Origin of the sequence: uncultured Rothia sp. (assembly GCF_963555405.1) — a bacterium.
GTDB lineage: Bacteria > Actinomycetota > Actinomycetes > Actinomycetales > Micrococcaceae > Rothia.
In genome coordinates, this window is the sequence record NZ_CAUVVO010000008.1 from 60,272 (window position 1) to 72,741 (window position 12,470).

At 62.8% G+C, this 12,470-nt stretch carries 8 protein-coding genes; 2 read left to right on the forward strand and 6 right to left on the reverse strand.

The window, feature by feature from the left end; translation table 11 throughout:
* Positions 1–68: 68 nt before the first annotated feature.
* Entirely contained in the window at positions 69–926 is an 858-nt protein-coding gene (locus RWL87_RS06515; RefSeq protein WP_313969309.1) for a lysophospholipid acyltransferase family protein, read from the reverse strand.
* Positions 926–2,359: a UDP-N-acetylglucosamine 1-carboxyvinyltransferase gene (gene murA / locus RWL87_RS06520; protein WP_313969310.1), complete on the reverse strand. Its 1,434-nt coding sequence runs from the start codon at positions 2,357–2,359 to the stop codon at positions 926–928. Before murA ends, RWL87_RS06515 begins: the two co-directional genes overlap by 1 nt.
* A gap of 689 nt (positions 2,360–3,048) precedes the next feature.
* Here murA and RWL87_RS06525 point away from each other — a divergent pair.
* The gene (locus tag RWL87_RS06525; RefSeq protein ID WP_313969311.1) at positions 3,049–4,500 is read left to right on the forward strand and encodes a transcriptional initiation protein Tat; all 1,452 of its coding nucleotides are present in this window, start codon (positions 3,049–3,051) and stop codon (positions 4,498–4,500) included.
* A 195-nt stretch (positions 4,501–4,695) separates the two neighbouring features.
* Here RWL87_RS06525 and leuD read toward each other — a convergent pair whose 3' ends face one another.
* Positions 4,696–5,289, reverse strand: a complete 594-nt coding sequence (gene leuD / locus RWL87_RS06530) for a 3-isopropylmalate dehydratase small subunit (protein ID WP_005505627.1) — start codon at positions 5,287–5,289, stop codon at positions 4,696–4,698.
* A gap of 26 nt (positions 5,290–5,315) precedes the next feature.
* Entirely contained in the window at positions 5,316–6,758 is a 1,443-nt protein-coding gene (gene leuC / locus RWL87_RS06535; RefSeq protein WP_070831218.1) for a 3-isopropylmalate dehydratase large subunit, read from the reverse strand.
* A gap of 410 nt (positions 6,759–7,168) precedes the next feature.
* Between leuC and RWL87_RS06540 the strand changes: the two genes are divergently transcribed.
* The gene (locus tag RWL87_RS06540) at positions 7,169–8,065 is read left to right on the forward strand and encodes an IclR family transcriptional regulator C-terminal domain-containing protein (RefSeq protein ID WP_371416058.1); all 897 of its coding nucleotides are present in this window, start codon (positions 7,169–7,171) and stop codon (positions 8,063–8,065) included.
* A gap of 111 nt (positions 8,066–8,176) precedes the next feature.
* Here the strand turns inward: RWL87_RS06540 and RWL87_RS06545 are convergent, their stop codons facing one another.
* Positions 8,177–10,045 (reverse strand): GTPase, encoded by a 1,869-nt coding sequence (locus RWL87_RS06545; RefSeq protein ID WP_313969312.1) that lies wholly within the window; start codon positions 10,043–10,045, stop codon positions 8,177–8,179.
* A gap of 47 nt (positions 10,046–10,092) precedes the next feature.
* Positions 10,093–11,991, reverse strand: a complete 1,899-nt coding sequence (locus tag RWL87_RS06550; RefSeq protein ID WP_313969313.1) for a dynamin family protein — start codon at positions 11,989–11,991, stop codon at positions 10,093–10,095.
* Positions 11,992–12,470: the final 479 nt, after the last annotated feature.

Here is a 12,470-nt window from a genome sequence, read left to right on the forward strand (position 1 = left end):
CCTGACAGGCGCCTCAGCGAATAGCCGCGGCATCTGTCAGGGCCTCTACGATTTTCCCAGCTGGGATGCTACTTTTCGTCCGGTTCGCCAAGCGCGCCACCGACCGGACCCGAGGGGGTACCGGGGGCTTCACGACGCTTCGTGCGGGGGTTCCAACGACCCTCCGGAGCCTTCTCGCCGCGGATCTTCTCCAGCTCGGCGGTAATAGCGTCCAGCATTGCGTCGGTGACCACGCTCAGTTCGGTGCGGGTGTGCTTAGCCTCGGGGCTGGAATCCTCAACGAGGGAGGCAATATCCAGCGCCTTGCCAACCTTCACGCGAACGGTCTTGCGCGGGAACAGCGAAATCTTGCGCTTCTCCTTGATACGGCCGTCCTCGCCGGGCTCATCCACGTAACCAAGAATCTGCTCGTCGCCCCAGTGCGCTACCGGGAAGACGGGCGCGCCGGTTGCAAGAGCCAGGCGAGCCGCACCGGTACGCGCCTGCATGGGCCACAGCTGCGGATCGTGGGTGGTGGTGCCCTCCGGGAAAATCACGACGGCACCGCCAGCTTCAACAATCTTGCGGGCAGTAATCAGGGACTTACGCGCATCCACCGAGCCGCGAACCACCGGAATATGCGCGAGCTTGCGCATAATGTAGCCGAGCACGGGGGCGCGGAAGAGCGAATCCTTCGCCAAGAAACGCGGCAGGGCGCCCTCAACGAAGGCAGGGAAAGCCACAGTCACCGGGTCAAGTTCGGTGGTGTGGTTAGCCACGATAATGTACCCGCCGCTCTTAGGCAGGTTCTCGCGGCCGGTAATCTCAACGCGCGCCATGAGCTTATACAGTCCACGCGCAGCGTTGCCGAGCACCTTATACAGAGCGTCACCGTAGGCGGTGGGCTCAATCTCAGGCAGAGCCTGCTTTCCCTGCTGTCCGCTCATTAGCCCTGAACCTCAACTTCCTCGGGCTCAACAACAACGATTGCTGCATCGGGCTTCGGAGCCTTGGCTGCCTTGCGTGCCAGCACCTCAAAGTTGGCACCCAGGCCCTTGAGCTTCTGCTCGAAGTTCTCGTAGCCGCGTGCAATCAGCTCAACACCGCTCACGTGAGAGGTACCCTTAGCAGCCAGCGCAGCAATGATGTGGGAGAAGCCGCCACGCAGATCCGGAACCTCAATGTCGGCACCGGTCAGCGGGGTGGGGCCAGAAATAATAGCGGAGTGGCCGTAGCCCTTGCCCTCGAAACGGCAGGGTGCGCCACCCACGCAGTCACGCATAACAACAATATCTGCACCCATCTGCTTCAGGGCGTTGGTAAAGCCGAAACGCTCCTCGTACACGGTCTCGTGCACGATGGACGCACCCTTAGCCTGGGTCAGCGCCACCACGAGGGGCTGCTGCCAGTCGGTCATGAAGCCGGGGTGCACGTTGGTCTCAAAAACGATGGGCTTCAGCTGAGCACCGGGGGTGCGCTGAGCCGGGTGGGTGAAGCGAATACCATCAGCGGTCACCTCGTACAGACCGCCCATCTTACGGAACTGGTTCAGGAACGCGGTCATATCCTTCTGAGCTGCACCGCGAACGAAAATGTCGCCGCCGGTAGCCAGCGCCGCAGAAGCCCAAGAAGCGGACTCGTTGCGGTCGGGCAGGGACGCGTGATCGTAGCCAGTCAGCTCATCCACGCCCTCAATGACGATGGTGCGGTCCTCGTTGATGAAGATGATTGCGCCCATCTTCTGCAGAACAGCAATCAGGTCAATAATTTCGGGCTCAATCGCGGCGTTACGCAGGATGGTCTTACCCTTAGCGCGCACACCGGTGAGCAGAACCTGCTCGGTAGCACCCACGGAGGGGTAGTTCAGCACAATCTCTGCACCCTTCAGACCCTCTTCGGGAACAATCAGGGTGGTGCCGGTTTCGTCGTCCTTCTCAACGACTGCACCGAACTTGCGCAGTGCAGACATGTGGTAGTCAATGGGTCGGTCACCAATCTTGCAGCCACCCAGGTTGGGGATGCGCGCGGTACCGAGAGTGTGCAGCAGCGGGCCCACCATCAGAATCGGGATGCGGGAGTTACCACCGAAGAGCTGAATCTCCTCTGCGTTCTTTGCAGCGGTGGTTGCGTCCTGTGCGGGGTTAAGGGTCAGAACACCGGCTTCACGGTCGTAGTCAACCTTCGCACCGTGCAGCTCCACGAGGGTGGTAACGATTTCAACATCGCTCAGGTCGGGAACGTTACGCAGGGTCGAGGGAGTCGAACCGTGCAGTGCTGCGACCATAGCCTTGGGCACCAGGTTCTTGGCGCCTCGAACGTGAACCTCACCAACGAGCGGAGTGCCACCTTCAATGCGAAGCTTGCTGATGTTCTCAGTCATTAAAAATCCTTTGTGGAGTCGGCTGGTGTACGCCGAACTTTAACAGTGTGCCGATACGCCGCGTTCTGTCGTGCCGCGCCCCTGCCGGTAGCAGGGCGAAACGGGCGCATATATTCATCATTATTCTAAGCCCTGCGTAAAGGTGCTCCAAACACTGAAGAGCCTTTGGAACTCGTGACTGGGATTTTGCTCTGGTGTGTATATGAAAAACCGGTCTGAACCCTCAGATTCAGAGCCAGAAAAAACAAAAAGATACACAAACATTCACACTAATGCAAACATTTTTAGGTTCTTCACCGAAATTTGACGCTAGTTTCGTCTTTTTGACGCACGAATTTGAACTTGAGAGCAACCTCACCCCTACAATAACGTGCACACGCGTGCCCGCTGAGCGGCACCTCCACTCTCAAGGAGAAGCCAACCAGCTCTCAACTGCGGCATCGGCGCCGGCATTGCCGTTGCTCCACGCAGTACGGGGCCACATGGCAGGGAACGGGCGTGCATTCACTGCATACAACCTTGCGATGATGCCCAACTAAAACGGTTCGGCTTCCTGGTTCACTTCAACTTCAAAAATTCACTTCAACATCACCGTAAATATTCGAAAGTCAACCGAAAACCACGGCGCATCGCAACCAACCACAGGTTACTTCGCGGCTGCATCCGCGAACTACCGGAGGACCCCAAAAATGACACATCACAACACTGCATCACGCATTTCGCGCCGTCGCCTCGTACAGGGTGCGGCATGGAGTGCCCCCGTCATCCTCGCCAGCGCAACCGTCCCCGCATGGGCGGCAAGCGGCGAGCCCACCTGCTCCCCCGCCCTGACTCTCAAGCCGACCGCAACCGGCTACGACGATAAGGCAGGCGCATACACCGAATGGCTCGTCCCCGAAGGCGTTGGACGAGTCCGCTTCGACCTTGTAGGCGGTGCCGGCGGTGCCGCAACCTCCTTCACCCCCCGCTACCTGACCGACGTCACGAACGCCTCCCTGGCTGGCGGCGGTGCCGGTGCACAGCTCAGCGGCGTTCTGGCGGTTAAGTCCGGCGACATCCTGCGCGTCTGGGCGGGTAACGGTGGCGTCGGCTCCGCAGCCGGCGCACAGCCCGCACTCGGTGGCGAAGGCTACGCAGCAGGCGGCGACTCCACCGGCTCCAGCACCGCAACCGGCGCAGCGCAGGTAGTAGGCACCGATAGCGGCTACGTGTACGGCGCGTCCGGCGGCGGCTCCTCCGCAGTCGAGCTCGTCCGCGACGGCGCAGTCACCGTCGTAGCCGTTGCCGGTGCTGGCGGCGGCGGCGCGCAGCTGGGCACCCTCACCACCCACCAGAGCCTCTTCAACGCCCAGCCCAAGGATCAGCTGAACCCGGCACTGCGTATCGCCATGGAACACAGCGATGCCAACAGCACCGCGGGCGGTAGCGCAGGCGGCGACCTGGGCACCGACAACCCCGGCCAGGGCGGCATGCTCATGGCAAGCCCCTACCAGGAATTCAAGCCCCTCGACGAGGACGACAAGACCCTCGACATGCGCTTCATGGTCACCGGCGGTACCGCCGGCCGCTCCGGCGTGGCGGGCACCCTCGGCGAGGCAATGATCGGCATCCTCGACGAGAACAACGAGCTGAAGCTCATGCCCATGTCTACCTCCTGGTTTGAGTCGTACGATTTCCCGCGCTACTACCTCTACGGGGGCGACTCCGTGCATGAGGGAGAAAAGGGCACCGGCGGTGCGAACGCAACCGGCTCTTACCGCGGTAAGGGCGGCTCGGGCGCACTGCTTTCCCGAACCCAGGGCAAGCTCTCCCTCACCTCCGTAGCATCCGGTGGTGGCGCCGGCTACGGCGGCGGCGGCGCAGGCCTGAACATCTGGACCGTTGGCTCATACTACGAGGGCGTTTTCGGCCGCCAGGTGCAGTTTGAGAACGAAGGCAACATCTACTCGCTCAGCGCCCTGAGCAGCGGCGGCGGCGCGGGCGGCAGCTACATTAACCACGAGGTGGTTTCTGATTTCGCTCTTGCCACCGCGCAGAATGCAAACCCGACCGCGGGCGTGCGCTCCCCCGGTTCGGCGGCACTGTACAGCTGCACCGAGAACGCAACCCTGAACACCCCCATCACTGAGGGTGCTCTCTAGCTAGTCAATAAATGCGCCTCCCCGGAAGCTAATGCTCAGGGGAGGCGCTTTTATATGCGTGCCAAGGTTTTAGGTGCAGAAAAGCTCAGGATACAGAAAAGCTCGAAGGCTGCGACTGATTCAGTCGCCGCCTTCGAGCTTTATCTATGCCTTAGAGCTCCGCGTTTAGAGCGCTCGGCTTAGAGCTCCCCCTATTTAGAGTTCCTGGGTGCGGGGCATCCAGGAGGGGCGCTTCGCCTCGTACGCCTCGATAGCCTCGAGGTTCTGCAGGGTCAGACCGATGTCGTCCAGGCCCTCCATGAGGCGCCAGCGCACGTAGTCGTCAATCTCGAAGGGAACAACCAGCGCACCCACGGTTACGGTCTTGGACTCCAGGTCAACGGTGATTTCGGTGCCGGGCTCGTGCTCCAGCGCCTTCCAGATCAGCTCGATATCGTCCTGTGCAACCTGCGCGGTGACCAGGCCCTGCTTACCCGAGTTGCCGCGGAAAATATCAGCAAAACGAGCGGAGATAACGACCTTGAAACCGTAGTCGCGCAGCGCCCACACCGCGTGCTCACGGGAAGAACCGGTACCGAAGTCCGGGCCCGCAACCAGCACGCTACCGTGCTTGTAGGGCTCCTGGTTCAGGATGAACTCGGGATCCTTACGCCAGTTCGCGAAGAGGGCATCATCAAAGCCGGTCTTGGTCACTCGCTTGAGGTAGACGGCGGGAATGATCTGGTCGGTGTCAACATTCGAAGAACGCAGCGGCACGCCAATGCCGGTGTGCTTAATAATGGGTTCCATAATGGCTCCTTAGCTATAGCGGCGTGCTAGGCCACGACGTCGGACGGGGCGGACAGGGTACCGCGCACAGCGGTTGCGGCAGCAACCACCGGGGAGACCAGGTGGGTGCGGCCACCCTTACCCTGGCGGCCCTCAAAGTTACGGTTCGAGGTGGAGGCGCAACGCTCACCGGGTGCCAGCTGGTCGGGGTTCATGCCCAGGCACATGGAGCATCCGGCGAAGCGCCAGTCGGCACCGAAGTCCTTGAAGACCTTGTCCAGGCCCTCTGCTTCTGCCTGCGCGCGGACCTTCTGGGAGCCGGGCACGACCATCATGCGTACGTTCTCGGCGATGGTGCGGCCGCGCACGATGTCGGCTGCGGCGCGCAGGTCCTCGATGCGGGAGTTGGTGCAGGAACCCAGGAAGACAACGTCCACGGGGATGTCCTTCATGGGGGTGCCAGCCTCCAGGCCCATGTATTCGAGGGCGCGTTCTGCTGCAACCTTGTCGTTCTCGTCCTCGAAGTCGTCCGGGGAGGGAACGGCGTGGCTCAGCGGAATACCCTGACCGGGGTTAGTGCCCCAGGTGACGAAGGGCTCGAGCTCGTCAGCGTTGATGAAGATTTCCTTGTCGAAGACGGCGCCTTCGTCGGTGGGCAGGCTCTTCCAGTACTCGACTGCCTTGTCCCACTCTTCGCCCTTGGGTGCGTGCTGGCGGCCCTTGATGTACTCGAAGGTGGTCTCATCGGGGGCAACCATACCGGCGCGTGCGCCCGCCTCAATGGACATGTTGCACATGGTCATGCGGCCCTCCATGGAGAGGGAGCGAATTGCGGAGCCGCGGTACTCGAGCACGTAGCCCTGACCGCCGCCGGTGCCAATCTGCGCGATGACGGCGAGGATGATGTCCTTAGCGGTCACACCGGGCTTGAGGGTGCCTTCAACGTTAATTGCCATGGTCTTGAAGCGTGCCAGGGGCAGGGTCTGGGTGGCCATGACGTGCTCCACCTCGGAGGTGCCGATACCGAACGCGAGAGCGCCGAACGCACCATGGGTGGAGGTGTGGGAGTCACCGCAGACGATGGTCATGCCGGGCATGGTCAGGCCGAGCTGCGGGCCGACCACGTGCACGATGCCCTGCTCCTCGTCGCCGAGGGAGTGGATGCGCACGCCGAATTCCTTGGCGTTGCGGCGCAGGGTCTCAATCTGAGTACGGCTGGTCAGGTCGGCGATGGTGCCGAAGATGTTGTCGGTGGGGGTGTTGTGGTCCTCGGTGGCGATGGTCAGGTCGAGGCGGCGCAGGGGGCGGTTCTCGATGCGCAGGCCTTCGAATGCCTGGGGGGAGGTCACTTCGTGCAGTAGCTGCAGGTCGATGTAGAGCAGGTCGGGCTTGCCGTTTTCACCGGGGACGACGACGTGTGCGTCCCAGACTTTTTCTGCCAGGGTGCGCGGACGGGTGCCCGCGGTGGTTGCGTTCTGTTCGCTAGTCATGCTTTCTCCTGCTTGATGCGTTCCTACGGTGGATGCGTTCGGTGTGGTGCGTGCCGCAAGTTTGCGGGGTTGAGGGGCGGATTATGTACCCGATGGGACCCTCAAATCGGTATTTCCCTGCGGCGTGTCGCATATTTTTTCGCGGATTCTTAGCCTATGAGACGGCCTAGAAGCACCCCGAACCAGCAAGTGTTTTTGTGTGGGTTTATTCTATGACTCCAGGGTGATTTTGCGGGATTACCCGCATTTTTGCGCGGTTTTTCGCATATTTTCACCCATAAACCCACATAAACACTTATTATGAAAAACTCATAATTTATCCCGTAGGGGGTGATTCCATCTTCAGCTCTGCACTCCAAAGAGTCCATGAAGTCCGGGGTATCTTTCATATTCTGAGATAGAATATAAGAATGACTCCTTCCGCATCACGTTTTAACGCACACGGAATGCGTCACCCCAACGCATCCACACAACACAACGCACCGATTGTTGACCCCGTCAAGCCGCCCGAACACATGGCCGCCGACGAGCAGATGGTAGAGGTACACTCCCACGGCTCCTCCGGCGTTGGCGTGCTCGACAAGGCAACCCTCATCCTTGACTGCCTCGAGGCAGGCCCCGTATCCCTGGGCGACCTCGTCAAGGCAACCGGTCTGGCGCGACCGACCGCGCACCGCCTCGCCGTGGCACTGGCACACCACCGCCTCGTAGCCCGCGACGTGCAGGGACGCTTCATGCTCGGACCCCGCCTGACCGAGCTGGCATCCGCCACTATTTCTGATGAGCTCATCACCGTGGCCGACCCGATTCTGCAGAAGCTCAGCCTCGAAGCTGACGAGTCCACCCAGCTGTACCGCCGCCAGGGCGACTGGCGCGTGTGCGCTGCGACCGCGGCACGCCCCTCCGGCATGCACGAGTCCATTCCGGTCGGTACCCAGCTGTCCATGCAGGCTGGCTCCGCCGCTCAGGTTCTGCTCGCGTGGGAAGACCAGAACCGCATTGTTGAAGGCCTGCGCGATGCACACTTCAGCGCCGCCATGCTCGCGGCCGTGCGCCGCATCGGCTGGGCACAGTCCGTGGGTGAGCGCGAGCGCGGTACCGCCTCGGTCTCTGCTCCGGTGCGCGCCCCCGGCGGCAAGGTCATTGCGGCAGTGTCCATTTCGGGCCCGATTGACCGCATGACCCGCCAGCCGAACCGCAACTACCCCGAGCTGGTCGTTAAGGCTGCTCAGGCGATTACGGACGGTCTGCGTGAGCTTGCGGCGTCTCAGCAGGCTCCCTGCGCTGAGGCTTCTGACGAAGACTAGGCTTCAGTAGCGAATAGATTTAATGGAAGAATCCCTCCCCGCCTCGATTGAGGTGGGGAGGGATTCTTTTGTGTGTTCCTAGATTGATACGGCTTCTTGGAAGCTAGTTCGCTAGATATCCAGCGCCTTGCGGTAGGCGTTCAGGCGCTTTGCCTCCTGCTGTACCGGTGAGACCACGCAGGTCTGTACTGCTTTCTCCACGCCGGTCTGCAGGCGTCCCCGCAGTTTGCGTGCGTAGTAGCGTGAGCCCATGGCGGTGAGCAGCCTGCCCACGCCCGCCGAGGCGATACCGAGGAGTACGCCCAGCAGCAGAAGCAGGGTCGGCAGGGGCACCGGGGAGCCTTCGGGGGTCGGGGCGGGCGGCAGCTGAATCTGCAGGTACGCCATGCCGGAGATCAGGGTCAGCCAGGCGACACCTACCAGGGCGCTGAGTAGCGCAATCCACTGCAGGGCGTTGAAGATGACCCAGGGGGCGCGGGTGCGGCCCAGGCCGTAGTCGATGCGCATCATGTCGCGTTCGAGCAGTTCGGGTAGCTCCGCCTCGCGGGAGAGCGCGGCTTCCTTCATGCTGCGCTTCCACGGCTCGTCGATACGGTTCGCCATCTGCTTGCTGTACTGGCGCACGGCGTTTGCCATGCCCGCTTTCTGTGCGGCGCTCAGCGGAGGTAGCGAGGACGCTACCAGCTCGGGTGCATTCTCGCTATCGGGGCCGAGCATTCCCGCGAACTTCTCAGCCTTGGATTCGCTCTTCTTCTCGTCCGGCTGTCCCAGGTGCAGGCGGCGCAGGGGGTCGGCCTTCAGTCGGCTCATCCAGCGGGTGAGAATCCAGCCGGTGTGCTGACCCGCCGCGCGGCGGTAGGAGGCGGTTGCCGCTTCCAGAACCTGCTCGGCATGGCTGGAGGCGTAGCATGCCTTCACGAGCTTCTGTTCCGCTTCGAGGGCGTAGGCTCCCGCAAGGACGGCACCCTCTCCCCCGGCGTAGGTGCGTAGCTGGGAGGCGGTGGCATGCAGCTGAGCGTCGGTCCGTTGCAAGGACAGGCTCTTGGCGGCGGCTACCTGCGCGAGCAGGTCGCGGAGCGCGTCCACGCCTTCGCCGGTTCGCGCGGAGACGGCGATGGGTGCGGCGAGCAGGTGCGCCTCGGTGCCCTCAGCCTGGAGCAGGCGGGTGAGGGAGGCGAGCACAGCGGGCACCTCGGCGGGTGCGAGCTTATCCGCCTGGTTGAGCACGCAGAGCGCCTGCGCGCCGGAAGCGGCGAGCGGCACCATGAAGTCGCGGTGGATGACGGCGTCGGCGTACTTTTGGGGGTCGACGACCCAGACGAGCACGTCTACGTAGCGCATCATGCGGGCGGCGAGGTCGCGGTTGGTGGTGGTGACCGAGTCGAAGTCGGGCATGTCCAGCAGGATCAGTCCGCCGGTTCGGGTGCGCATTTCGCCGCGACCGCCAACGGCGCGGCGGATGCGGTTGAAGAGTCCGGGTGCGGGTTCGGTGACGGCGTTGGGTGCCGCTACTTCCCCGCCAGCCCCGTTACCCTCGGTTGCTTCCCCTTCGGCGGCGAGCGCCTGAGTTTGCGGGTAGACGCGCTTGTCGATGCCGAGCCAGTCGAGCAGTTCTTCACTGCCTTCTGCCTCCCAGATTGCCGCCTGCACGGTGGAGGTGGTCGGGCGCGTGGGTGCGGAGAGGGCAATGTTCTGCCCGGCGATGGCGTTGAAGAGGGTGGATTTGCCGCTGCCGGTCGCGCCGAAGAAGCCGATGACGGTGTGTTCGGTGGAGAGTTCGCGGCGTTGGCTGAGGCGTTCGAGGGTTTCGGCGGCGTCGAGCAGCACGGTCTCGGGGACTCGTCCTTCGCCGTAGCTGATGGCTTCCTTGAGGGATGCGACGGAGCGCGCGAAGGGCGAGGTCGCCACGCCGGGGGCGGCGCCTCGCTCGCTGTTGCGTTCTACGCTGGCGTTCTCGAGTTTGTTCTCGGGGGTAGTCATAGTGCGTTTTTCTTCGTCTGTGGTGCGGGGTGCCTGTCCGGAGTGGTTTAGCGGGCAACCGTGCCGTTAGCGTGGGCTGCAGCGTGGCTCTGCGCGCTCATTTCTGCGGCAATTGCCTGCACCTGTTCGGCGGCGCGGTGAATCTCGTCGGCGACAGCCTGCGGATCGGTTTCCTCGAGTACGGCGGTGAAGGGCTGGGCATGCTCGGTGAGCAGCCCAGCCATGCGTTCGAGCAGGTCGGTGCGGGCGCGGGTTGCCATGCGGCGCACCGCGTCTTCACCGAAGATGGACTCGAGCAGCTTGGTGCCGACCACGCCGCTACCGCCCGCAATGCCCGCCTCAATACCGGTAATGCCGCCGGTGAGGCTGAACGCGGCGACCATGAGCATCACGGCGGTGGCGTTCACGCCCAGGGAGAGGAAGCGGGCGCGTTTGCGCTTGTCGGCGCCTTCTTCGCGGATCATTTCGAGCACGGAGCCCTGCCAGAGGCGAATCTGTTCGGCTACGGCTACGGAGAAGATGTCCTCGGCGGACTGCACCTCGCCCTTAGCTTCTGCGTTCTGTTCGGGCGCAGCGGATTCGGACACGGCAGAGGTAGCCTGCGGCGCATCCAGGCGCGCCAACAGGGAGCGTCCGGCGCGGCTGGCACGCCAGCGGGTACGGGTGTTTTCGGAGGCGCGGGCGGCGGCATCCAGCACGACGGCGTGAATGCCGCTTTCGAGGGCGTCTTCAACCTTCTGGGCAGCGGCGGGCTGGCCGCGCAGGGCGGAGCCGACGCGGTCACGCAGGCGACCGATGGTGCTGTCGAGGGAGCGGAAGAAGTCGCCGGTTCCCACGAAGTCGTGCCACCGCGAGAGCACTTCGCCGCGTAGCAGGGAACCGTCGGAGAGCGCCCCGTCGATGGTGGTCAGGGCGTCCTCGTATTCTTCGGCGGCGATGGTGGCAAGCGACTGGTGCGCCGCCTGCTGGCGCGCCTGTTCGGTAGCAATAACCTGCAGGTTTCCCGCGAGGGTTTCGACGGCACCGGCAAGGGTCTGCCGGGCGATGGCGGCGCGGGCGGGCGCATCGGCGCCGAGTTCGCGGATCCACAGGGTCAGCGGTGCGAGGCTGACGGGGGCGAGCATGCCCTTCTCGTCGCGCGGCTGCTCGGTGACGGTGTGAATCAGCACGGCGTGGATTCCCGCCTCGTCGAGCATGCGTCGCAGGTCGTTTTCGATGGCTTCTTCGTCGCCTTCGGGCACGCGGTTGAGCACCACGGCGATTGCGATGGAGCGTGCGGCGGCCTCGTGGAGCAGTTCCCAGGGCACGGCGTCGGCGTAGCGGTTGGCGGTGGTGACGAAAAGCCAGAGGTCGGCCGCGGAGAGCAGTTCCTTGGCGAGGGTGCGGTTTTCTTCGGAGACGGAGTCGATGTCGGGCGCATCAATGAGCGCAATGCCCTGCGGCAGCGCCGAAGTAGTAATAGGAATGAGGGCGCGCGCAATCTTCGGGTCGAGGCCGGGTAGTGCCTGCGATCCGGCGTTCATGCCGGAGGTGCGGGTGCGCGGCAGGGTGGGCAGGAAGCGTTCGGGTGACAGCGCTGCCTCGTCTTCTGCGCGGTGCAGGAGGACGGGGTGGCGGGTGGTGGGTCGAATCGCGCCGGACTGGGTGAGCGGTTCGCCGAGCAGGGTGTTGACGAGGGTGGATTTGCCGGCGCCGGTGGAGCCGCCGACCACGATGGTGAGGGGGTTATCGACGCTGGCGCTGCGCGGCAGGATGTAGTCGTCGAGTTGGCGTGCCATGGCGGCGAGTAGGGTGCGCGCGGAGGCGGTGCCGTGCTCTGCGGTGCCGTCGTGGGTGACGGTGTAGGGGGTGCCGGGGGTTTCGCCGGGTTCTACGTCGAGCGGGAGGGGGATTCGAGTGAGCAGTTCGCGAGCTGCTTTGAGCTGCGCATAGTCGGTGGTAGTCACAGCGCTATTGTCCCATAGGGTGAACCCGCTTCATGCCATGTGTGGGCGTTGCGGTGGGCACGTTGCGACTGCGGGGAGTTTGGTGGCTCACGCAGAGGCATTTTTGATGGGTGTTCGGACAACGTGGAGAGGTTGAATTACTATTTACACACAAGGTGCAACAACTCCAATTTACGATTTACTCATATCAAGAAAAAGCCGAAAAATCCCTAAGTTTCTAGGGGAAACAACAGATTTTAATGCGGTTATCCCGAACACATTGGTACGTTTTATAACCCGCATAAAACGGGCAAATATTAAGATTTGATAACTTTTTACGCTCAAGCGCAGATATGGTCGTTTCGAACCTGAAAGTACGCTTAGAATCATTGAGCACGACAACCAGGCAGGTCATAACCCACACCGATTCCCTCAGGAGGCTTCTGGCCTGCCCTTTCTATCGCATCCGTACTCACCGCGGTATGCCACACCCTTCGGGA

Bases quoted from the DNA above. Each gene is read 5' to 3' on its own strand.
- RWL87_RS06525 (WP_313969311.1), top strand. From the start codon at position 3,049: ATGACACATCACAACACTGCATCACGCATTTCGCGCCGTCGCCTCGTA.
- RWL87_RS06540 (WP_371416058.1), top strand. From the start codon at position 7,169: ATGACTCCTTCCGCATCACGTTTTAACGCACACGGAATGCGTCACCCC.
- RWL87_RS06545 (WP_313969312.1), bottom strand. From the start codon at position 10,045: ATGACTACCCCCGAGAACAAACTCGAGAACGCCAGCGTAGAACGCAAC.
- murA (WP_313969310.1), bottom strand. From the start codon at position 2,359: ATGACTGAGAACATCAGCAAGCTTCGCATTGAAGGTGGCACTCCGCTC.
- RWL87_RS06515 (WP_313969309.1), bottom strand. From the start codon at position 926: ATGAGCGGACAGCAGGGAAAGCAGGCTCTGCCTGAGATTGAGCCCACC.
- leuD (WP_005505627.1), bottom strand. From the start codon at position 5,289: ATGGAACCCATTATTAAGCACACCGGCATTGGCGTGCCGCTGCGTTCT.
- leuC (WP_070831218.1), bottom strand. From the start codon at position 6,758: ATGACTAGCGAACAGAACGCAACCACCGCGGGCACCCGTCCGCGCACC.